The 23,503-nt window shown below is 55.8% G+C and carries 18 protein-coding genes; 10 read left to right on the plus strand and 8 right to left on the minus strand.

Annotated features, from left to right (window positions below; translation table 11 throughout):
* Window positions 1-154 precede the first annotated feature (154 nt).
* A complete protein-coding gene (locus AAEQ75_RS05775; protein WP_343351112.1) occupies window positions 155-1,483 on the plus strand; it encodes a TrkH family potassium uptake protein in 1,329 nt (442 codons plus the stop codon).
* Complete coding sequence (locus AAEQ75_RS05780) at window positions 1,473-2,177, plus strand: potassium channel family protein (protein WP_343351113.1); 705 nt, start codon at window positions 1,473-1,475, stop codon at window positions 2,175-2,177. The genes AAEQ75_RS05775 and AAEQ75_RS05780 overlap by 11 nt, the downstream gene beginning before the upstream one ends.
* A 755-nt stretch (window positions 2,178-2,932) precedes the next feature.
* Here the strand turns inward: AAEQ75_RS05780 and AAEQ75_RS05785 are convergent.
* The 5 genes from AAEQ75_RS05785 to kdpA form a co-directional block, all read right to left on the minus strand.
* Window positions 2,933-3,661, minus strand: a complete 729-nt coding sequence (locus tag AAEQ75_RS05785) for a response regulator (RefSeq protein WP_343351114.1) — start codon at window positions 3,659-3,661, stop codon at window positions 2,933-2,935.
* Window positions 3,662-3,664: 3 nt separating this feature from the next.
* Window positions 3,665-6,385: a sensor histidine kinase KdpD gene (locus tag AAEQ75_RS05790; protein WP_343351115.1), complete on the minus strand. Its 2,721-nt coding sequence runs from the start codon at window positions 6,383-6,385 to the stop codon at window positions 3,665-3,667.
* Between the two features lie 147 nt (window positions 6,386-6,532).
* Entirely contained in the window at window positions 6,533-7,186 is a 654-nt protein-coding gene (gene kdpC / locus AAEQ75_RS05795; protein ID WP_343351116.1) for a potassium-transporting ATPase subunit KdpC, read from the minus strand.
* A 12-nt stretch (window positions 7,187-7,198) separates the two neighbouring features.
* Window positions 7,199-9,193 (minus strand): potassium-transporting ATPase subunit KdpB, encoded by a 1,995-nt coding sequence (gene kdpB / locus AAEQ75_RS05800; RefSeq protein WP_430523457.1) that lies wholly within the window; start codon window positions 9,191-9,193, stop codon window positions 7,199-7,201.
* Window positions 9,194-9,249: 56 nt separating this feature from the next.
* Window positions 9,250-10,971, minus strand: coding sequence for a potassium-transporting ATPase subunit KdpA (gene kdpA / locus AAEQ75_RS05805; protein WP_343351118.1), 1,722 nt, complete (start codon window positions 10,969-10,971; stop codon window positions 9,250-9,252).
* 725 nt (window positions 10,972-11,696) lie between these two features.
* On the opposite strand from kdpA, the gene ectA reads away from it, so the two are divergent.
* Both ectA and AAEQ75_RS05815 read left to right on the plus strand, forming a co-directional pair.
* Window positions 11,697-12,302, plus strand: a complete 606-nt coding sequence (ectA, locus tag AAEQ75_RS05810; protein ID WP_343351119.1) for a diaminobutyrate acetyltransferase — start codon at window positions 11,697-11,699, stop codon at window positions 12,300-12,302.
* A gap of 60 nt (window positions 12,303-12,362) precedes the next feature.
* Window positions 12,363-12,485 (plus strand): hypothetical protein, encoded by a 123-nt coding sequence (locus AAEQ75_RS05815; RefSeq protein WP_343351120.1) that lies wholly within the window; start codon window positions 12,363-12,365, stop codon window positions 12,483-12,485.
* Window positions 12,486-12,876: 391 nt separating this feature from the next.
* Here the strand turns inward: AAEQ75_RS05815 and rimI are convergent, their stop codons facing one another.
* The 3 genes from rimI to AAEQ75_RS05830 all read right to left on the minus strand — a co-directional run bounded on the left by rimI (window position 12,877) and on the right by AAEQ75_RS05830 (window position 16,775).
* A complete protein-coding gene (gene rimI / locus AAEQ75_RS05820) occupies window positions 12,877-13,986 on the minus strand; it encodes a ribosomal protein S18-alanine N-acetyltransferase (RefSeq protein WP_343352335.1) in 1,110 nt (369 codons plus the stop codon).
* A 224-nt stretch (window positions 13,987-14,210) separates the two neighbouring features.
* On the minus strand, window positions 14,211-15,191 hold the full coding sequence (locus AAEQ75_RS05825) for a magnesium transporter CorA family protein (RefSeq protein WP_343351121.1): 981 nt from the start codon (window positions 15,189-15,191) through the stop codon (window positions 14,211-14,213).
* Between the two features lie 9 nt (window positions 15,192-15,200).
* Window positions 15,201-16,775 (minus strand): RimK family protein, encoded by a 1,575-nt coding sequence (locus AAEQ75_RS05830; protein ID WP_430523447.1) that lies wholly within the window; start codon window positions 16,773-16,775, stop codon window positions 15,201-15,203.
* Between the two features lie 100 nt (window positions 16,776-16,875).
* Here AAEQ75_RS05830 and AAEQ75_RS05835 point away from each other — a divergent pair, with 100 nt between their 5' ends.
* The 6 genes from AAEQ75_RS05835 to AAEQ75_RS05860 all read left to right on the plus strand — a co-directional run bounded on the left by AAEQ75_RS05835 (window position 16,876) and on the right by AAEQ75_RS05860 (window position 22,727).
* Window positions 16,876-17,043 carry a hypothetical protein gene (locus AAEQ75_RS05835; RefSeq protein WP_343351122.1) on the plus strand — a complete coding sequence of 56 codons (168 nt, stop codon included), beginning with the start codon at window positions 16,876-16,878 and terminating at the stop codon, window positions 17,041-17,043.
* 697 nt (window positions 17,044-17,740) lie between these two features.
* Window positions 17,741-18,862, plus strand: coding sequence for a Fic family protein (locus AAEQ75_RS05840; RefSeq protein WP_343351123.1), 1,122 nt, complete (start codon window positions 17,741-17,743; stop codon window positions 18,860-18,862).
* A gap of 168 nt (window positions 18,863-19,030) precedes the next feature.
* Window positions 19,031-19,801 (plus strand): nuclease-related domain-containing protein, encoded by a 771-nt coding sequence (locus AAEQ75_RS05845; protein ID WP_343352337.1) that lies wholly within the window; start codon window positions 19,031-19,033, stop codon window positions 19,799-19,801.
* Between the two features lie 31 nt (window positions 19,802-19,832).
* On the plus strand, window positions 19,833-20,234 hold the full coding sequence (locus tag AAEQ75_RS05850) for a lysozyme inhibitor LprI family protein (RefSeq protein ID WP_343351124.1): 402 nt from the start codon (window positions 19,833-19,835) through the stop codon (window positions 20,232-20,234).
* Window positions 20,235-20,341: 107 nt separating this feature from the next.
* Entirely contained in the window at window positions 20,342-21,400 is a 1,059-nt protein-coding gene (locus AAEQ75_RS05855) for a nucleoid-associated protein (protein WP_343351125.1), read from the plus strand.
* Entirely contained in the window at window positions 21,393-22,727 is a 1,335-nt protein-coding gene (locus AAEQ75_RS05860; RefSeq protein WP_343351126.1) for a hypothetical protein, read from the plus strand. The genes AAEQ75_RS05855 and AAEQ75_RS05860 overlap by 8 nt, the downstream gene beginning before the upstream one ends.
* Window positions 22,728-23,503: the final 776 nt, after the last annotated feature.

Below are 23,503 nucleotides of genomic sequence, written 5' to 3' on the forward strand. Positions count from 1 at the left end.
GTTCGCCGTAAATAAATCGTAAATTTTTGCACTATACCCTGCGTGATCTTCAAACACGGAGTTAGCATGCCGGCCTCTCTGACTGCCTGGTGAATCACCAAATCATGCTTACACGCGCTCTGCTGCAGTTCCCTGCTACCTGGGCGCGGCCCGAATGAAAGCTCTTATGCACCCTGCCCGGGCCGTCGCCTTGGTGTTTCTTCTGGTGATACTGATCGGCACGGTCTTGTTGATGCTACCCACTGCTAATGCAGAAGGTCAGTCAAGCCACTGGGTGACAGCTCTATTTACCGCAGTGTCGGCAGTATGTGTAACGGGCCTAGTGGTGGTGGACACCGGCGTCTACTGGTCAAGCCTCGGTCAGGTGGTGATTCTGCTGCTGTTCCAGATTGGAGGTTTCGGCATGATGACTCTGGCTACTTTGCTGGGCCTTCTGGTCAATCGCTCGTTTCGCTTGCGTACAAAAATGGTCGCCCAACAAGAATCTCGCTCTCTGGCCATGGGAGATGTGAGCAGCGTTGCTAAGCTGGTGCTGGTGGTGACGCTAGGCGTAGAGCTGTTCGTTACCCTGCTGCTGACCCTGAGGCTACACCTAGCATACGACCTGTCGTGGTCTGAAGCCGCCTGGAGTGGCCTTTTTCATGCCGTTTCCGCCTTCAATAACGCGGGTTTCTCCATTCATTCTGACAGCCTGATGCGCTATGTCTCCGATGTCCTAATCCTATTGCCAGTGATGACCGCCATCGTGATCGGCGGGATCGGCTTTCCCGTACTGCATGACCTGCGGAACAGATTCAGGGATCCACGTCACTGGTCTTTGCACACCAAGCTAACGCTGAGCGGAACTCTGATTCTTCTGCTGGGCGGTTTTGCTATGTTGCTACTGTTCGAATGGTCCAACCCGGCTACCTTGGGCCCCATGGATCTGGGCAACAAACTACTATCGGCAGCTTTTGCCTCAGTATCGGCGCGCACTGCGGGCTTCAACTCCATTGATATCGGAGCTCTGACGCATGAAAGCTGGGCCCTGCACTACTTTCTGATGTTCGTCGGTGGCGGCAGTGCCGGCACAGCAGGTGGTGTCAAAGTAGGAACCTTGGCTATTCTGGTGTTGCTGGTCATTGCCGAGATCCGTGGACGTAGTGATAGTGAAGCGTTCGGTCGGCGTATTAGCACTTCGGCGCAACGCCAAGCCATAACCGTACTGGTACTAGGGAGCGCAATGATTGTGCTAGGTACCTTATTTATCCTCCGCGGAACCGATGCCCCAACCGACAAAGTCATCTTCGAAGTGATATCGGCGTTCGGCACCGTGGGGTTATCCACCGGCATCACCGCTGAGCTTCCTGAGTCCAGTCAGTTGATGTTGATCCTACTGATGTATGTCGGTCGGGTTGGCATCGTTACCCTTGCGGTTTCCTTAGCGTTAGGCGAACACCGCATGCCCTACCGTTACCCAGAGGAACATCCCATTGTCGGCTAAGTTTCTGTTTACCGAGAGGTTCGCCTTTTCCAAGGGGGACAGTGTTGTAGTGGTTGGCCTCGGCCGTTTTGGCAGCTCGGTAGCCCAGTCCCTGATGCATCTAGGCCATGACGTGATGGGTATCGATCAAGACGCCGAACCAGTACATCGCTGGGCTGATCTGCTAACCCATGCGGTGCAGGCCGACTCCACCAACCTGATGGTTCTCCGCCAGTTGGGTGTTGCAGACTTTTCCCATGCCATTGTCGGTATCGGCACAGACCTAGCCGCAAGCTTGATGACTATAATGACCCTAACTGAACTGGGCATACAAGACATCTGGGTTAAGGCTCTAACTGAGGAGCATGGCCAGATTGCGCAGCGTATTGGCGCTCATCATGTGGTCTATCCTGAGGCCGACATGGGCGAGCGGGTGGCCCACTTGATCAGTGGCCGAATGGTCGACTTTATTGAGTTTGAGGACGGCTTCGCCATTGCCAAAATCCACGCCCCTCACGTAACTCATAACCAAACTCTGGCCGAATCCAGTATTCGGGAAGCGCACGGCGTCACGGTGGTCGGAGTGAAACGGGCCAATCAGGATTTTCAGCATGCCACCCCCAGCACACGAATAATACCGGGAGATCTGCTGATCGTTTCCGGTGCTACTCATCTTATTCAGAAATTTGCCGGGCGGTCCAATGGCCGCCTATGACTTATTCCAATACCTTCACGGCTTCATCTTATCTAGTACGCAGTAACTTGCGGCCGACAGCTTCAGTACCTCTCGGCCTTTTCTAAACATCGGTGCTGCAAAGCTCAATAGCAGGCCGCACCATCTATAAAATCGGAACCGCCACCCTTTAACTTGGTGCCACAGCCAAGGACCTGGACTTTTGAGGCTAACAGCAACTCAACAAATTGCATGGATACTCCTCGTTAAAATGCACAAAGCCAACGACCAAGATACACACGCACTATGCAAGTGCTGAATAATATGCCTACAGCCATGAAATTGCCAAGCATCAGTGGATACCGCTACTCCGCGGCGCGTGCGCTGAGACAACAATAAGCGCCTGTCGAGTTCTATTGGCTATACTTCGACAGTATGGACTGAGAAAAACTACTAGCATCAAGCATTAAGCCCATGGGGGTTTGACTTAAAAATGACGCCGATGAAACCCGAGCTAGAAAGACAGCATGTGGTGCATCGATATGTGCCAGCGCCAAGTATTTTTGATTAGGCCTGACTTTGCGAGAACGATAGCAGAAGAAGTAGATAAACAGTCGGCACGATCAAGAAATTAATCAATACCCAATCCACAGCAATCGGCCCAGTTAACGCTACCATTTCAAGTCAAGTTGCGCCTAGCCAGTTCTAGGACCACGAAGCCAAGATTGAAGTCTCGACGGCATGCTTATGATAAGTGCTTGGAAGGGGATAAACATCTACCCCACTTTCAATGCTCATTACCCGTGCACCCGATCCTTCGACAGAAATCGCAAACCGACTCCAGGCTCTGTGATGATGTATTGAGGCGCGGACGCATTATCACCCAACTTATGCCTAAGCTTACCGACCAGAATGCGCAGATAATGGGTATGCTCCACATGTGCCGGCCCCCATATTTCCCTCAGTAACTGGGTTTGGGTGATTAGGCGTCCAGGCTGCCTAACCAAAAGCGCCAGCAAAGAAAATTCCTTGCGCGTTAATTGTATGGACTGCCCATGCAAATGAACTTCGCGTTCAACAATGTCTATGCTCAAACATCCATCGTCATAAATTGCCGATACATCGTCAGGGGCTCCGCTACTGCGTAGTATCGCCCTTATTCTCGCCATAAGCTCTTCAATGCCAAATGGCTTAGTGACGTAGTCATTAGCCCCGGCATCGAGCAAGGCGACTTTCTGCCCCTCATCGGATCGCACCGTTAGGATAATGACGGGCACTTGCGACCACAGTCTTAGTTCTTTGAGCACGTCCTGTCCATCACGATCCGGCAGGCCCAGGTCCAAGATTACGAGGTCGGCACCCTGGGTAGCCAGCACAGACAAACCTTGTTCGCCATCGGCGGCCAAGATAGTCTTATATCCCTGCGATCGTAGACTAATGTCGATAAACTTGCGGATTTGCGGCTCATCGTCGATGACGAGTATTTGCACCGCCGGCAACGCCCGGCTTCTGTCGTCGTGAAACACTGATTAGGCCCCCTCTGCGGTTGGCTGCTCGCCCCAGGGCAGGATCAGGCGCACCGTAGTTCCGACACCACCAAGCCCCGGTAGAGCTTCCACCTTGCCCATATGGGCTCCGATGATCCCTTGCACAATTGTCAAACCAAGGCCGGTCCCTTGCTGTCCCCGATCCCCGCGCTCCACACTGTAGAACATATCGAAAATCCGTCGGCGCTCATCTTCAGGTATACCAGGGCCCTTGTCGGAAATATCGATTCGCAACTGATCTCCATCAATTTGTCGAACAACAACCTGGATCGCTTCGTTCGGAGGGGAAAATTTTGCGGCGTTCTCCATCACATTGAACAAGGCTTGCTCGATAAGCGCCGGGTGCACATGAATCGGAGGCAAATCCGCGGGAATATCAGCGTCAATTCTGGCATGTGGAACATAGCGTTGCAGGCGGCGAGATGCCGATCCCACTAACTCGTCGATACCGATCCAGTCACGGGTTAACGTTAAACCCTGATGCCCCAGTCGGGTCATGTCCAACAGATTCTGGATATAACGATCCAGTCGCTCACCTTCCATACTGATGGTTTCGAGCAGGCTTGCCCGATCATCCTCGCTCATATCCTTACCGTAACTCGCCAGGCTATCCGCTGCACCGATCATCGACGACAGCGGCGAACGCAAGTCATGGGAAACAGAGGAAAGCAGGGCTGATCGTAGGCGTTCAGTCTCTCCAGCTACCCGCGACGCTTCGAGGTCAGCGACCAGGCGCGTACGCACGGCAGCCTGCCCGATATCGTCCACCATGCTTTCGGCAAGGCGGCGTTGCTCGAAGGTCAGACGCGATACCTGGGACGCAAAATGCAGCCCCACCACACCCAGAATGGTCTGATCCGAGGTCAGCGGCAGGAACCACCAATCAGAGTGCGTTAGCGTGTCGGTATAGCGACCACTGGACTGACCATTCTCCTGTGTCCAGTCTGCAGCGATACGGTCTTTGTCATCCAACTCAGCAGCGGAGGTTGCCGGCCCTGATTCACCGTTGACCCGAATCCAGGCCTTCGCGCCCAAGGTTTGCTGCAGAACGGAGGAACCTGCCGTGATAACTTGGCCCAGATCGGCGGCCGTGGAGAGCTGTCTGCCTAGGTTTTGCATGGCCGTGGCGTGAGTATTCGCTGCACGCAGGGCGATTACCTGCATCCGCAGCTTCGACGCCAGACGGCCGGCAATTAACGCAGCAGCTAGGAACAGCAATACCGTAATTACGCCGCGCTGCGCGCTAATCAGAAAAGTGTAGCGCGGCTCGATGAAGAAGAAATTGTAGGCCAGGAAGCAGAGCACGGCTGTTGCGAATGCGGCCGTCATGCGAGTTCGGGAGGCTACGACCAGTACGGCCACGAGGAAGACCAACGACAGATCCTGCAGCCCGAGGAAACGATCTCCTAGGTGTGCCGCTCCCGTGGCCAGCGCAGTGACTCCGAGAACCGTGGTCGGTTCCCATCGAGCGCGCCCTAGCCCGATCAAGCTGTTTGTATTTCTTATTCCGAGACGCGCCTGAGGAGTGCTGACGATAGTCAGCTCATAACGGACACCCCGACGCAGGATTTGCTGCGTCAGGGTGCGATTAAACATCCGAGCAATAGGCCGCTCACGAGTTCGGCCAATAACGATGGAGCTGGCACTTCTCGCAGCGGCCGCATCAAGAATCGCACCGGCCACATCGGCGCTATGCAGAACTTCCGTTGCCCCGCCTAGGTTACGCGCCAAAGCAAAGGCCCTGTCCAACTCCATCTGACGATCCTGCGCAACACGGGCGGTAGGGTTCGACTTCTGCTCGGTGCAGTCCGAATCCCCCATGTACTGAACGGTAGGTACACCGCCCGTCTCGACGGTAACCACAGACCATGGAGCGCCGCGGCGTTCGGCAATTCTCGCACCCGCGCGCACCAGATACTCCGACTGGCCACACCCGTCGATAGCGATCAGTACATGCCGCTGGATGGCAAGGCCAGGCAGGCCTCGAGCCGCTCGGGTTTCCTGAAGGTCCGCGTCGACATGATCAGCCACCGTTTGCATTGCTAGCTCGCGCAATGCTGTGAGGTTCGATGGTGAGAAAAAGGCCTGCAGCGCCTGCGCCGCTTGCTCCGGTAGATAGACCTTGCCCTCGTTGAGGCGCTCAATCAACTCGCGCGCGGGTAGATCCACCAAACGAATGTCGCGCAGTCTATCGAACACCGAATCGGGCACCGTTTCACTGACGCGGACGCCAGTGATCTGATGCACCACGTCATTCAAGCTTTCCAGGTGCTGGATATTGATGGTGGTATAAACATCGATACCCGCGTCGAGTAGCTCCTCCACATCCTGCCAACGTCGCTCGTGGCGACTGCCGGGGACATTGCGATGGGCCAGTTCATCGACGAGAACGACATCTGGCTTGTGGGCCAGCAGCGCATCCAGATCCATCTCTTCCAAGCGCCGACCCTGATACTCGATCGTCTTCCTGGGGATCATGGGCAGCCCTGTCACCAGCGCCTGGGTCTCGCTGCGCCCATGTGTTTCGACGATACCAACGACGACATCGATGCCCTGCCGCTGCAACTCACGGGCGCGCACCAGCATGGCGTAGGTCTTGCCTACACCTGGGGCCGCTCCGAGAAAAACCGTAAGCCGCCCCGCCTCCTGGCGACGCAGCGCGCCCATTAATGCATCGGCCTGCTCATTAACTTCATATGCCATCTAAGTCTCTTCCATCGCCGCTTCGTCATTCATCTTCACACTGCCGAAACGGCAGGGGGGAAAAGTGCCGATAGCCAGCAGATCAGCAGTTGCAATGCACACAGGCCGGGGAGTATTTCCTCGGCCTGTGACAACTGGCGCCGCTACTTACTTCGCGGTGGCAGGTGCTGGCGCATCGACGGCCGCCAAACTGTCCAGCGCAAGGTTCAATTCCAAAACATTGACCCTGGACTCTCCGAGCACGCCCAATTGCGGGCCCTCAGTATGTTTGGCAACCAACTCCATCACCTCTTCGGCAGTCAGGTTCCTGGCACGCGCAACGCGCCCGACCTGGATTTCAGCAGCCTGCGGGCTGATGTGAGGGTCGAAGCCTGCGCCGGATTGAGTCACCAGGTCGCTCGGAACCTGGACAGGATCCACCCCCTCCCGACTAGCCACCGCGGCGACAGCCTCCTCCACGCGCTGACGCATTTCCGGGTTGGTCCGTGCCTGGTTGCTACCGGCGGTTGCCATCGGCTGATGGGCCGCCGCCGAAGGGCGCGACGCAAAGTAACGGTCAGCGCTGAACGGCTGCGCCACCAGAGAAGATCCGAGCACCTTGCCGTCACGTTCGATCAGGCTGCCATTGGCTGTGCTGGGAAACAGCACCTGCCCAAGCCCGACGCCAGCCAGCGGATAGAGTAGGCCGAGTCCGAGGATAGACAGAAAGGCCAGGCCGAGAGAGCCCCGCAGCAAGCCCTTGTCGGATACACCGGTGGCTGGGGCGGGCGCTGGAACACGGGATGTGTGAGAACTAGCCATGAATACTCGCCTTTAGAAATTGAATAGGGCTGTCAGAACGATATCGATCAGCTTGATGCCCAAGAATGGCAGCAGCACGCCACCCACACCGTAGATCAGCATGTTGTTGCGTAGCAGATCAGTGGCACTGGACGGCTTGAAGCTCACACCGCGGAGCGCCAGCGGGATCAGCAACGGAATGATGATGGCGTTGAAGACCAATGCCGACATGACCGCGCTGGTCGGACTAGTGAGGTTCATCACGTTGAGCGCAGACATCGACGGAATGGTCGCGGCGAACAGCGCAGGCAAGATGGCGAAGTACTTCGAAACATCGTTAGCCAGCGAGAAAGTCGTCAGCGCGCCGCGCGTGATGAGCTGCTGCTTGCCGATCTCTACGACGGACAGCAACTTGGCCGGATCGGAATCCAGATCAACCATGTTGCCCGCCTCCTTGGCGGCCTGGGTGCCCGAGTTCATGGCCAGGCCGACGTCAGCCTGTGCCAGTGCCGGTGCGTCATTGGTACCGTCGCCAACCATCGCCACCAGTTTGCCCTGCGCCTGTTCTTCTCGAATACGCGCAAGTTTGTCCTCAGGGCGGGCCTCCGCAATGTAATCGTCCACCCCAGCCTTAGCGGCGATAGTCGCTGCAGTAAGCTTGTTGTCGCCAGTGATCATGATGGTCTTGACGCCCATCGCACGCAGCCGGGCAAAACGTTCTTTGATGCCGTGTTTGACAACGTCAGACAGTTCGATCACCCCAAGGATCTGACGGCCATCAGACACCACCAAAGGCGTGGCGCCGCTACGTGCAACTTGATCCACCTGTGCACCAAGCTCGGCAGGGGTACGACCACCCAACTGCTGAACATGCTGGACGATCGCATCCATAGCACCCTTACGGATAATGCGCTCGCCTGGCAGATCGACCCCGGACATCCGGGTCTGCGCGGAAAACGCAACGAACTGCGCGTGCTCGGGGTCAACGGCTTTTCCCTCAAACTCGCGCGCCAACTTGACGATGGACTTGCCTTCTGGCGTGGGATCGGCAAGCGATGCCAGGAGGGCGGCCATGCGCAGCTGCGACTCATCTATGCCAGTCATTGGAATGAAGCGGGTCGCCTGACGGTCACCGTGGGTGATGGTGCCGGTCTTGTCGAGCAGCAGTACGTCTACGTCACCGGCTACCTCCACGGCCTTGCCCGACTTGGCCAACACATTGGCCTGCAACGCACGGTTCATGCCGGCGATGCCAATAGCTGGTAACAAGCCGCCGATTGTCGTGGGGATCAGGCATACCAGCAGCGCGATCAGCAGCACGACGTTAACGTCCACCCCAACGAAGCCACCAATGAACGGCAGGGTTACCACCACGATCAGGAAAGTCAGGGTCATTACCAGCAGTAGGATGCCCAGTGCGATCTCGTTAGGCGTCTTCTGCCGATTGGCCCCTTCCACCAACGCGATCATGCGATCAAGAAAGCTATCGCCCGGCTCTGCAGTGACACGCACGATTATGCGGTCCGACAGCACCTTAGTGCCCCCAATGACACTCGAACGATCCGTGCCCGCTTCACGCAATACCGGAGCCGATTCGCCTGTAACAGCGGCTTCGTTGATGGTCGCCAGACCCTCGGCGATTTCGCCATCTGCCGGCACGAACTGCCCTTCTTCGACGACGACCATGTCTCCAGGACGCAGATCAGAGGCCGGAATCGTCGTTTCTGAGCCCGATTTGCTCAGGAGCCTGGCCGTTAGATCCTTGCGTGCCCGGCGCAGCGATGCCGCCTGACCCCGGCCGCGCGCTTCGGCGATAGCTTCGGCGAAGTTGCCGAAAAGCACCGTCACCAGTAGCACGACGGTCACCGACCAACCGAAACCAGGACTGGTCCAGCCCGCCAAAGTGGCGACTGCGGTCAGCAAGGTGCTCAACCAGACGAGGGCCATCACCGGATTCTTGATGATGTGCTGCGGAGCCAGCTTGATGAAGGCATTGACCAGCGCAGACCTGAGGCCCTTCGCTTGCATTCCTGCGGAACGGTCAGCCCGATCCACTGTTTGTATACGAGTCATTTCAATTTCTCTCAGTGCGCAACCAGCGGCAGTAGCGACAGGTGATCAGCAACCGGACCGAGAACGAGCACCGGCATGAACTGAAGCAGGGTGAGAATTACGATCACGGCAATCAGCGTGAGCGCGAAAGTGGGGGTTTCGATCTGCAGGCTACCTGCGCCTTCAGGCGCGCGGCGCTTGCGAGCCAGCATGGAGGCAATTACCAGCGGGATGACCAGCGCCGGGTAGCGTCCCAAGATCAGTAGCAGTACGCAGCTCAGATTCCACCAGACCGTCGCATCGCCCAAACCTTCGAAACCGGAGCCGTTATTGGCGAAGGCGGAAGTGAACTCATAGAAGACTTGGCTGATAGCGTGGAAACCGGGATTGGAGTTCTGCGCCAGATCAGGTACCGCCAGGGTAATTGCTGTAAAGCCAAGCAGTGCCAGCGGCTGAAGCAGCACCAGCACAGCAAGCAGGCGCACTTCGGGAGCCTCGATCTTGCGCCCGAACAGCTCCGGCGTGCGGCCAGTCATCAAGCCCGCCAGAAAGACCCCAAGCAACAGGTAAACGAGAAACTGCTGTAGCCCAGAACCAATTCCACCCCAGATTGCGTTGACCAGCATGTTGCTGATGGTCACCAAACCAGTTAATGGCGCGAGCGAGTCATGCATGGAGTTGACCGACCCATTTGAGGTCTGCGTAGTCAACGAGGCCCACAGCGCAGACGGCTCTGCCCCCAGACGGACTTCCTTGCCTTCCATGAGCGCGATGTCATCGGATGTGGCAGAGAACCCCTCGGACCAGATGGCAAAACCCGCTGAGGTCAGCGACATCAACAGCATGCTGCCAAAAACCAGGCCAGTGAACCTGCGCCGCCCGGTGAGCGGACTGATCATGAACACCACTGAGATCGGAATGAGCACGAGTGCCAGCGTTTCCAGCAGGTTGGAAAGCGGCGTCGGGTTTTCCAGCGGCGCACTGCTGTTCGGGCCGTACCAGCCACCACCGTTGGTACCAAGTTGCTTGACCGCGACCATAGGAGATACGGGGCCGAGCGGGATCTTTTGCTCAGTCATCTCCACCGACGCGTCGACGGGATTGACCACCGGACCGCCGGCCAGCGTGGCCGGCACACCTTGACTGGTCAGCAGCACCGACCAAACCAGGCACAGCGGTAGCATGAAGCGAACGGTCGCACGGGTGACATCCACCCAGTAGTTTCCGACATCTGCATCTCCGGCTTTGTGCTGCTCGCTCGGCGCCGACGCAACTGCGTTACGACCACCGACCAGCCCGCGCAACGTTGCTACAACCAGCGCCAGCCCCATCATGGGAGTGATGACCTGCAGCGTGACAATGCCGGTCATGTGCGCCAGGTAGGAAAGCTGCGCCTGACCCGAGTAATGCTGCTGATTGGTGTTGGTCAGGAACGAGACCATGGTGTGCAACGCCAGGTCCCAGCTCATACTGGGCGCGTCATTAGGGTTCAGCGGTAGCCAACCCTGATTCATCAGAATCAGCCAGACGACGACGCCAAGCACTAGGTTGCTCAGCAGGAAGGCACCTGCATAACCGCGCCAGCTCATGCCCCGCTCCGGGCTCGTACCCAACAGTCGATAGATTGGTCGCTCGACCAAGCCGAAAACCCGATCGCCAGGCATCGATGCCCCGCGCATAACCGCCGCCAAGTATCGGCCAAGCGGCCAACCCAGGCCGATCGCAACAGTAAATACAAGCAAAAACTCAGTCATGACCGACATGCTCCGCCAGAGATCTCAGACAACCGACGGAATGAGCGGCTGCCCTATCTATTGCTCGAATGTTACAACGCATAGTGAACGTCCTCGCTTGAATACTGAATCAAGAGCTCCCAGTGTTCCGCGATGTGCGTAAAGTTTCTATTGCGCTTGCTGTCGCGCACATAAATTCTGCGTAAATTTTTACGGCCGCACATCAAGCACTCGAGAGAAGTCCCTAAGAGGCACTAATCATAATCTTAAAGATTTATGGCAACTTTACCTCGCACTCCGCCATGGACAGCTAAGGTAGCAAGTGAAGAGAAAATCGCGGAGTGGAAAATGCATCAAGCACTGAATGACTTGTTTTTTATAATCGTAGTTATTGCGGTTATTTGGGGTCTTGCTAATGGTACTCAACGACTAATCTATTGGTTAAAAAAACCAGGCAAGCGGAACAATGAAGAAGACGTCAAATGGAGAAGATAAAAAGTAAGCTTTGAAGGTGACCATATATGTCCGACAGCAAAATGTTCTACATACGAGCCTAGCCCATATCACGCCAAGTAAAACGCGAGCGCCTTACCTCTTTATCAAAACTGATAGATGCTTCGGAAAGAATATTCCGCGCCTGACAATTTCCTTTGCCACTTATTATTCTATCAGCACAAAGATTACCTATTTTATTCGCACCCAATTTGCTCTGCCCTCTCGAAGCCGAAAGGAATTTTCAAATTACCATGAAAACACTAAGCTTTCACCCGACCGATCCAAACGAAGGCGCATGTATACCCTCAGCTGACATGGGTAAGTCTGCTACTACGAAAGTTCTACTGCGCCAACCACGAAGTGAAGACGGAGTTGTGGTGCATCAGCTAGTTAAAAACTGTCCGCCACTGGACGAAAATTCCATCTACTGCAACCTGTTGCAAACTAGCCACTTCGCGGGCACCAGTATCGTGGCGGAAATCGACAAGCAACTGGTCGGTTTTGCCTCCGGCTATTTGGTGCCGGAGCGCCCCGACACTCTGTTCATCTGGCAGGTTGCAGTCACGCAAGAGGGACGGGGGCAGGGATTAGCCTGGCACATGATCCAAGGAATTCTGCGCCGCCCAAACTGTATACACGTGCGCAACTTGGAAACCACCATCACTCCTGTCAACACGGCCTCCGAGGCGTTGTTCCGCAGTGTGGCTCGCCGCTTTGGCAGCACTTTTTACGCGACGGTGATGTTCGAGCGCGAGCGCCACTTTCAAAGCCTCCATGACAGCAAGTGGCTACTGCGCATTGGGCTGGGTAACAACCCGGTACCGCGGCTGAATTCCACATCCAGCCAACAGGGTTAAGAAGAGTAGTTCTTCATAATTTTTTTGACGAAATCGAGTCACGTGTACAGAGTTACGCGCGTGCCATTCTTTGTGCTCCGTAAGGAGCAAGGCGAGTTCCTGTATTATCAGGACGACAACAAGCACCTGGGTTTCCTGGCTGGCGCCGGCACTCTCAACCATGGCTACAACAACCCTCTGTAAAGACCAAACTGCTGGACTATGAAGCCGCCGAGGGCATCAGGTGCCACAGTGGCCTTGCCGGCTAGGCTCAAGATACCGCCATAGTTAAAGTTGTCTCCGTCTGTATTTAACTACTCTCTTTAACCGTGGGCGTCTAGACCTAGCTCCGGGTTTTGCACCAACTGCAGACGTCGCCGAATAGCGTGACGAGCTCGTTGGAGGCTTCGAAGAGGACGCTCTGCCTGCTGCTTTACGATAGAACTCCACCTCCGACGCCACTACAGATTTCCAGCCCTGCTCGGTATAGAGCCCGGGCACGCACTTGAGCACATTGCACGGCGACAGTTCGACGGGATGCCTAGTCTGTCGAGAGTGTCGTGAATGATCATCGCCGTCGGCTCGAATGCCCAGATCAGCCTTCCCGGCTCCTACTGCCTGGCTGGCGCAAATAGAGCACGACTGCAGCGCGCAGCTTGTTGCCGCCAAAGGCACGCATGCGGCGGAACTCGGCGTGGCTGACCGGTACGTTCTGGCAGTCCAATGCCGGGCGCTGGCGGCTGGGGTCATGCAGGTAGACGAAGTCTTGGTCGCAACCGGTGATCAGTACCCAGTGCGGCGCCTTGTTGCGGGTGAAGCGGTAGCTGCTGATCAGCACCAGCGGCTGGCCACCGTCGGCGAGCAGCCGGTTCAGGTCCAGCTGGGCGCTGGGCAGGTGTTCGACATCACTGGCCTGCAGCTGCTCGCAGAAGGCCTCGTGCACCAGGCGTATCACCTCGCGCTTGCTCTCGCGGCGCACGCCGTCGAGAAACAGCGGTCCCGACACGCTGGCCTGCAGCTGCACGCGAAAGCCCCGGTGCCAGGCGGCCATCGCCAGCCCTTGTGGGCTGCAGCCGCCGTGCCCGGAGGTCATGAAGATGGTGGTCGCCTCGCGCCACAGCTGGATCTCCTCGCGGCGCTGCAGCGGGCTGCCCGGCTGCAGCGCGGCCATGGCCATCATCAGGCTGGCCGGGCCGCAGGTGAACTCGGTGGTTTGCTGGTAGTAGGGCACCACGCGGGTTTCACCGAGCGGGCGCTGGACGATGCGCTTCTCGTAGCGCAAGGCCTGGGCGTGATCCTCGTAGTAGTCGTCGACCTCGGCGAAACGCCGGTAGCCAGCGTCTTCGTAGAGATGGATGGCGGCGGCGTTGTCGCCGCGCACTTCCAAGCGCAAGTAGGCGCAGTCGTGTTCGCGCGCGCGCTGCTCGGCCTCACTCAGCAGGCGCTTGCCCAGGCCATGACCGCGCGCCTCGGGGGCGATGGCGATGGAGTAGAGACGTGCCAGCGAGGTTCCGCGATGGAACAGCAGCAGCGCATAACCCATCACCCGCTGCTGGTACTGGGCCACGATCAGGCTGGCGTGGGCGCGGGTGATCATCCACTGGAAACTGCGCGGCGACAGACGATCGTGCTCAAAGCACTGGTTCTCCAACCTGAGCAGGGAGTCCAGGTCGTCGGCGCTGGCTTGGCGGACAGAGAAATGCATAGAGGCGTGGCCGGTGATGTGGGGCATGATGAGTGGGCGTCAGTGCCCTGTGGAGGAGTTGCCGTAGCTATCCGTGCTTGGTTGTGCGCACTGTTCGCCAGCCGACTTCAAACGCCGGTCAAAGTAGTTAATGACAAAGGCCAAGAATAGAATCACGGGCAGCATGAGCAGACCGATCGCTTGGGGGGCCATGGTATTTCCTTGGCGTGGGTGATGGGCTAGGGCTAGCGCGCCGCTTGTTCACGGCGGCGCGCCGAAATGTTCAGGGCACCGCCCTGCGGCGAGCCGAACAGGCGGCGCAGGCCCAGCAGCATCAAGCCGGCCAGTCCGACCAGCGAAGCGATGAACAGGGAATAGGACAACCACCAGGGAATGGCCTGGGTCATCATGCTGAACTCGGACATGCCGCCGATTCCGGCGATCAGATTCAGCGGCAGGAACACCACGTTGATCAGGGTCAGCTTGCGCAGCATCTCGTTCATGTTGGCGTTGAGCAGGTTGCCGCGCGCGTCCATCAGGCCCGAGAGCACCGAGGCGTAGATCTCGGCCTGCTTGATGCACTGCTCGTTCTCGATCAGCAGGTCGTCGAGCTGGGCGATGACGGCCGCGCCGAAGCCGGCCCGCTCGCCATAGTCGCGCAGGCGGCTGAGGACGCTGCCGTTACTCTGGATGGCATTGATGTAGTAGATCAGGCTCTCGCTGAGACCGAGCATCTGCAGCAAATGCTGGTTGTGCATGGTCTGGCTGAAGCGCTGCTGCAGTTCGCGGGCCACCAGCTTTATGACCTTGAGATGGCCCTGGTAGTGATGGATGTTATCCAGCAGCAGCGCCATCAGCACATCCAGCGGCTGGTGTAGATCGCGCCGCTGGTGCAGGCCACAGAGCAGCGAGTCGGCGCTGGAGATCAGCAGCAGCTGGCGCTCGCCCAGCAGCATGCCAAACGAGGACACCTCGAAGGTGCAGTTCTCGTTGCCGGAGAAGCTTTCCGGGCGCTTCCAGATCAGGAACAGCGAGCGGGGGTGGAACTCGACGCGAGACACCTCGTCCGGGTCCAGCGCCGAGTCCAGGGTGTGAGCGTCCAGGCCGAAGTACTGGCGCAGCCAGGCGCGCTCCTGGGCATCCGGGGCAATGCACAGCTGCAGCGGCGCGGCATCGTCGTCGCAGGCGAGCAAGGTGCCGTCATGAAGTTGATAGCTCTGGCGCATATAGCCTCCTCAGCGTACGGCACCGCGACGCTTGAGTTCGAGACGGCGGACGAAGTCCTCCAGCACCAGCCGGTACAGCTCATCACCCAGATGTGCGTCCTCGATGCCAGCGTCGAGGTTGGGGTTGTCGTTGACCTCAATCACCTTGACGCTGCCGCCGACCTGCTTGAGGTCTACGCCGTACAGCCCGTCGCCGATCAGGTTGGCGGTCTTCACCGCCAGCTCAACCACTTCCCTGGGTGCGTCTTCGATGGCCACAGTGCGGCACTCGCCGATCACCTCGCTTCCCTTGGCCTTGTGATTGACGATCTGCCAGTGGCCCTTGGACATGAAGTACTGGCAGGCGAAGATCGGCTGGCGGTTGAGCACGCCGATGCGCCAGTCGTACTCGGTGAAGAGGAACTCCTGGGCCAGCAGCAGAACCGAGTGCTCGAACAGCTGGGCGCTGGCCTCGCGTAACTGCTGAGGGTTCTCCACTTTGATCACGCCACGGGAGAAGCAGCCGTCGGGAATCTTCAGCACCAACGGGAAGCCCAGGCGCTCGCCGACCTTGTCCAGCTCCTGCGGGTTGTCACGGTAGAGAATCTCGGTGGCCGGCATGCTCAGCGCCTGGCTGCGCAGCAGGTCGGTGAGGTAGACCTTGTTGGTGCAGCGCAGGATCGAGTTCGGGTCGTCCATGACGATTAGCCCCTCGCTCTCGGCCTTCTTGGCGAAGCGGTAGGTGTGGTCGTCGACGCTGGTGGTCTCCCGAATCAGCAGGGCATCGTATTCGGCCAGCCGCGAGTAGTCTTTCTTCTCGATCAGGTCGACATCGATACCGAGGCTCTTACCCACGCGCACGAAGTTCTGCAGAGCCTTGGCGTTGGAAGGCGGCAGCTGCTCGTCCGGGTTGTACAGGATGGCCAGGTCGTAGCGCATCACCTGAGGTGAGCGCGGCGTGCGCCAGACCTTGCGGCTGAAGCCGTCGAGGGCCTGGGCGAACTGATCTTCCTGCTGCTCGCGCAGCTTGTGCAGAGCCCCGGGGCGCAGTCCGGCGATCTGCCAGCTGTCGCCCTTGCGGAAATCGACCAGCAGGATGGGGCAAGGGAAGGCTTCGAATAGCTGGCGCGCGATGTCCTGAAGCGGTGTCAGGTCGGTCTTGCCGAAGTACAGGCTGAGGGTGAAACCCTCCATGTCGGCGCAGGGATGCTGGGCCAGCGCCTTGTCCAGCGAGCGCTCCAAATCATCCAGAGCCAGGCCGTAGAGCGATTTGCGCGCCAGTTCGCTGACGGTGCGCACCGAGGGGATGACCTTGTGCCCGCGCGCTTCGGCCAGCAGCGAACAGTAGTAGCCGTGGCCCAGGTACTTGAAGTTACGGCACAGGTTGATCACCTGGGTGCGCTTGCCGCTGTCGCTGCCAGGCGACTGCTCCAGATACTCGCGGGCGGTGAGCATGTTTTCGCTGGGCAGGTAGGACGACCAGTCCTCCTTGCGCTCGACGATGATCAAGACTTCGCGAGGGCCTTTCAGCACCTCGACTGCCGGCAGGGGCTCAGGCTCGGGATGGAAGACTGGCATGCAAAGGTTGGCTTGTACCGAAGACATCTGACTGACCCATTGAGGAGTTGGTGTCCTCAATAAACCACCTAATTCTGGGAATGTCTCAGCACTCTACGAAAGCTTTACGCGGTTTGCGCGAATTCTTATGGAACCGCTGCGCCATCACCGCTTCGGGCCGACACCAGAAGATTCCAACAGTCCGCTATTGGCCGACTCCAGCCCGTTACCGGCGCTGCCGCGTTGGCATATCTGTCGGTACTTGGTTGGCGATAAGTTGTTCCAGGTCAGCAACAACCCGGAGTTGTTCAACTGACGCTTGTTCAGCCTGGAGTCCGTCGACGCGGTGATCGCTTGGGCACAGCCCTTGTGGTCAGAATCCTGTCAATAAACCGCCCATTCTTGCGTCGGCATAGCGGTCGATGGCGTGTGCGCTCGAGTAGCGCTGACCTGCCCTCGCCCACCACCCAACGGCGTCGAAGTACCCACTCTCTCTACCTACTTACTCAGCTCAGCGGTTCAGAGTGCACGGAAAAGGTGGAGGGCAAGATAAAAGGGGGCGGCACTTCGTTGGCCTGAAAAGTAGTCTGCACGGGGGTTGGAGACGGCACCCAAGGCATGTATAGGCGTGCCGTGCACAGCGCAAACTCCCGCCAGTTCTGGCTTTGGCGCGTGCCTAACACTCCACATTGCGATCAGCTTGGAACAGGCATCGGGTAACCAAACCTACAACCGGAAACCGATGTAGACACAGAGTCATGCCTGGAAGCTTGTAGCCCTTGAGCTACAAGACAGCTCGGACTGTGCCATTTTGTAGCCCAAGAGCTACAAATGACCTCTTTCAACGATGTTTCTGAAACGCTGAAAAAGCGTGCGCGCAACACCCCTGATCAGACGCGCTCATCAACCTAGCAAGCCCGGCTTGAGAATTAGACAGTGAGCCGAATAGAAGGCATTATCGGCTCACTGAATGAGCCGAATAGGCTCGCCAATCGGCTCACAGATGCCCCCTTATGAATGAACCGCTCTGGATCTGGCAGCAGCCCAACTGGCCGCACTTCAGCTGGCAAGGCGAAACGCTTGCCCCGCTGCTGCGCGCTTGCAGTCAGGCTCAGGGGCGTTTGTTAGGAATGCTCGGTGCGGTGGGCAATGACACCGAAGTGCAGAGCAGCCTGGATGCCATGCTGCAAAACATCGTCACCTCTTCTGCCATCGAGGGTGAGCAGCTGAATGTCGGTTCGGTGCGTTCATCACTGGCGCGGCGCTTGGGGCTGAACGAAGAAGGTCGCACCACCTCACGTTCCGAAGGTCTGGCGGAACTGCTGCTCGATGCCACCCGCCTGCATCAACAACCGCTAGACGAACAGCGACTCTTCACCTGGCACCGTTGGCTATTCCCCACCGATGAGCAACTGCTGACTCGACCATTACACATCGGTGCACTGCGTGGCGAAGAGCCCATGCAGGTCGTTTCAGGTAGGATCGACCGCCCCACCGTACATTTCGAAGCCCCTCCTCGCGCAGGATTGGAAGCGCAACTGACGGACTTTCTCGCCTGGTTCGAGAGCAGCCGCAGCGATGCCAGCCTCGACCCCTTTCTGCGCGCCGGCATCGCCCATTTCTGGTTCGTGACCCTGCACCCCTTCGATGACGGCAACGGTCGCCTCACTCGTGCCATCACCGACCTGGCATTGGCTCAGGGCGAGCAACAGGCCATCCGTTTTTACGCCATGTCGGCGAGCATCCTCGACGACCGCGCCGGTTACTACCGCATTCTCGAAGCCAGTCAGAAAGGTGGGCTGGATATCACCAACTGGCTGCAGTGGTTTCTCGCAACCTTACTCAACAGCCTGGAGCAGGCCCTCGCTCGCATCGACCGCGTACTGGTCAAGGCGCGCTTCTGGCAGACACACCGCAGCCAAACACTATCTGCGGAGCAGATCAAAGTGCTAAACCGCCTGCTCGATGGCGGCGAAAGGGGTTTCGAAAACGGTATCAGCGCAGCCCAGTACCAAGCCGTGGCCAAAGTATCCAAAGCCACCGCAACCCGTCATCTGGGCGACCTGCTGGAAAAAGGCTGCATCGAGCGGCTGCCCGGTGGAGGGCGCAGCACCCGTTACCAGATAGCACGCTGAGCACCTTAGCCGAGCTTGTCAGGCTCTAGTGCGTCATCGCGTCATAGGACAATGGTCACGATCCCCCTTGAGCCATTGAAAGCAATTAGCCATTATCCGGGTGTGCCAGGCATCTGGATTTCGGCACACCTGCTCGCCTCTCCATCAAGCAGCCGCTCAAGGAAGAAAATGGATTACAGCCCGATAGTCGCCCAAGTCTGGGGCATGCTGACCTGGTTCATCCCGGCGGCCCTGCTGATCGGCCTGCTCAAATCGCCCTGGGCCAAGGGGCAGATCGGTGAACTGCTGGTGCGGCTGTTTGCCCATTGGCAACTGGACAAGCAGACCTACCGCCGCCTGCACAACGTCACCCTGAATACGCCAGACGGCACCACGCAGATCGACCACGTATTCCTCTCGCCTTACGGCATCTTCGTGCTTGAAACGAAGAACATGAGCGGCTGGATCTTCGGCAGCGAGAAGCAGGCGCAGTGGACGCAGAAGCTCTACAAACGCACCTTCAAATTCCAGAACCCGCTACGCCAGAACTATAAGCACCTCAAAGCCCTGGAAGCCACCCTTGGTGTCAATCCCGAGCACCTGCACTCAGTCATCATCTTTGTAGGCGGCAGCACCTTTAAAACAGAAGTGCCAGCCAACGTCACCCAGGGCATTGGCTTTATCCGCTATATCAAGTCATTCCAGCAGCCAGTATTCAGCGCGGCTGAAGTCGACGCCATGCTGCACGCCCTGCAAACCGGCCGTCGTGCCCCCACCCTCGCCACCCACCGCGAGCATGTGCAAAACCTGAAGCGCCGGAGCGATCCGACAGCCGAGCGGCAATGCCCGAAATGCGGAAGTGCGCTGCTGATTCGCACCGTGAAATCAGGCCCGAAATCAGGGCAGCAATTTTGGGGATGCTCGGCATTCCCCAAGTGCCGAACCATGCAAAGCCTTTAACAACCATCCATTGATACGCAGGACGCTCATCATGCAATCAAGCAAAAACTGGCTGCTGGCGATTGCCGTCACAGCGCTCAGCGCTGGAACACACGCAGCGGACGATGGCTACAGCGAAACCTATACCGCCTGCATGGATGAGTCCGGCGGCGTGACGGTGAATATGCTCGATTGCATGGGCAGCGAGACGGAACAGCAAGACGCCCGCCTCAACCAAAATTACAAAGCCGCCATGCAAGCGCTAACACCCGCACAGCAAACACAACTGCGCGACGTGCAGCGGCTATGGATCAAATTCCGTGATGCTGATTGTGCCCTGCTCGGTAGCTTTACTGGAGGCACCATCGACCGCATAAACAGCGCCTCGTGCTTTTTGGATATGACCAAGCAGCGCGCCGATAACCTTGCGGGATTGACCGACCCAAGCCTGTGACTGGATGACAGCTATCCGAAAATAAATTTGTCTTCTTTTCGCACAGGCAGAGATAAAAAAATGTGGGCTAACGCTATTAACTCCAAAAACCAATAGAAGAAATAAATATGGCTGACGATGCTACGGAAATAACCGAATACAACATCGCTGACGACGCAGAGCTTGAGCGAATTATTTTTCACATCGTCAGTCCCGACCTAGAGACCCCTAGGATTCTCATGGAGGTCGACACACCTGAAGACTACTCTAAATTCTTCATTGACCGCCTAAAAGAAACGCTAAAAGGAACAACTTATATATTTCAAGAAGAATCTTGGGTGAAATCCCAGATTAAAAATGCCATGACGAGCCCGCACGCATTTGTAGACACCTCAGAGAGACTCGCACAAAAATTCCAAGAGCTATTCAAATCTGACAAAAGACTTATACCTGGAGCGTTAATGCTCCTAAAGATAAAAAATGGAAAAGACACTTATGGCGCATTAATCAAATATGACGACATGAGCGTCATCTCTTACAAAACCAAAACACTAGATAATGGAAAAGTAAAACCAGTACTTGATCAGTTTTTAAATAATTTCGTACAAGACAAGAGGGCCATTCAGAAGTCTGTACTTTTCAACATTAACTCCCCACACTCAAATATAATCTGCACTGACAGAAGCGGCACCAAAGGAGACATAACAGACAAGCTCAAGGGATACTTACAAGCCGACAGACTTTTCACACGCACGCTATTAACAGAAAGACTTATATCCGCGCTAGAAGAAACAGCACGATCCCAATCAGACCTCATCCCACAAGAAATAAAGAGAAAGCTTAAAAGCGCGGTCAGGCATGCCGTCAAAGAAATTGTCGAATTTGACCCAGAGAATCATGAGCAAATTCTTACTGCCGCTTTCGGTGAGGCTCACAAAGAGGAAAAATTAAGAAAAGCATTCAGCGCCGCATTGAAAAGTAGAAAAATTCTACACGAGAAATTTGAGATAGCGCATGAAGCGGTCAAACAACCATCAAAAAGAATTAAACAGACACACGAAGGGGTAAAAGTAATCTACACAAGTGATGACATAGGAAAGAATATTTTCTTCGAGGAAAATGGCGCAAAGAAAACAATTCGTATCGTCACTGACCGATACACATTAGACGACGAAGCAGATGATTGAAATTTTCACACGACTAACGTTTGAAAGCGAGTCATTAGATACTGCATTCTATCGTCCAGAGAAACCGAATGACTCAACGCTCGCACAGGATTTAAATATACTAGCAACGCGAGAAAACATTGACTTTTCGATTCAAATTAGTGACGCCTTCGACGAGCAGATAGCCCTTCCAGCACAAGAGGATCTATCGAGCTTCAACGTTGAGCTAGTATCATTTATAAAAAACAACAAATCCGATACTCAATATTTTTTCACTACTCAAGGCCTACTAAAAAACCTTGAGTCCAGCGAAATATCAAAATCTTCGAACATATACATACTCGAAGACTTTACCGAATTCAAAACACTCACCTGCAACTTCAGAAAATGGGATTTATGTAAGCCGAACATATCCCACAAGCAGGACAGCGAACATCATGTAGACGCTCGAAAAATCGTAAATGATTTTACAGGCTCTCAGATTAATTCAAACCACCTCTTTTGGGTAACTACCGATATTGCGACCGCCCCCAGCGAAATTATTACAGCATGGCTTAAACACTCCACACCCAAGGCCTCAATTTTACTTCTTTCTGAAATATCAACTAACAGCAACAAGACAATATATACACTAAAAGGAAATAAGAATTTAGAATTTCATGCCAATGAAAAGGCTGTCGAACTACCTCACAGCGCACACATCAATATTCACAACGCCTTAAACTGGATATTTGACACAGCCAGAGAGACCGAAATAAGACACACGCTGTTGTGCCAGCGACTATCACACAACAACTCCAAAAAACTAGAAACCTGGACTGAATTCATTGCAAGAACAATAACCCCCTCATTATCAGCCGCTAAAGAAGACTACAAAAAACATCTGCTTATCAAAACAGGGGATTTACTTAAAGCCATTACAGACATTCGAAAAGCAGTTGCCGACGAAACAAACAAAATAATAGAAAGAACGAGCAACCTTACATCCAACCTTCTCCGGGATGCAAGCATAGCATTCGTAATAGCAGTTCTAAGACAAACTTTAATTACGAAAAACCTTCTCACAAAAGAGAACGCATCACTATTACTGCTGGCTACTGCTGCATGGTTAGTGACTAGCATTTGCCTCACCAGCTACCAGAACAAACTCGTCATAAATTCACAAATACGCTTTCGCCGCAACTGGAGCAAAGGATTAAGCTCTTTAGTACCTGAAAGCGAGCTCAAAAAAATATCGAGACGCCCTTTAAAAGACGCAATATCTAATTATAAAAAAATAAAAATTATTGTAAGCGCCATATACGCAACACTAGTACTAATAATTGCAAGCATCCTTATTTTCACATAGCGCTACTCTCTAAAAATGTAAAAATGGGGACAGATTTATTAATTGGCTGCTCCCACCGACCCGAGACCGAAACGTCCACCACATTCCCCTACGCACTAACACAGACTTGATAGGGGACAGATCACGGTTTCTGGAAACTTAAAAATCAATCGTGTCCTTGACGCCCTACAATAGCTCCAAGCATTGGTTGTCGGTCATTTCCAGCTCTGCGGCTCCCTGTAGCGACATGCTGCCTCCTTTCAAGCCGGCCCCAATCAAGAACTCATCAATCCCAGATTGGGACTGATCGATGGCGGTTGCGTCAACGCCTTATCACAGCATCTGCGTAGCCATCGTCCGATGGAAAAGCAAAACCTGACCGTTTCGCGGTACAAAAAACAGTACACTGACGGTACAGTGAAAAGTTTTTGCAGCCTTCGCAAAATTACGCTCCAGCCCAGTAATTACGCTGCCTTCAGCTTATTTTACTTGCGCTGAGTTGCTCACGGTTTTAGTGGTCTCGCGGCGTTTCGAGGCAACTCATAATCCTTTGGTCCACGGTTCGAGTCCGTGTGGGCCCACCACCTTCAAAGCCGCGCACTGCGCGGCTTTTGTGTTTCTGCGATGAGAAAGAATCGCTGCGGCGGCCCACCAACTTCACCCACGCCACCCACAGAGCGTCGTAAGCGTCCGCCCTGCACCCACTGCCTGCCCTAGCCTCGAATAGCCACAATGGTGCCCACTATTTTTTAGTGGACACCATTGTGGATACACCCCCCTCTACTCCTCGCCGCAGT

It is taken from the genome of Pseudomonas sediminis (genome assembly GCF_039555755.1).
In the GTDB taxonomy this organism is placed as follows: Bacteria; Pseudomonadota; Gammaproteobacteria; order Pseudomonadales; family Pseudomonadaceae; genus Aquipseudomonas; species Aquipseudomonas mendocina_D.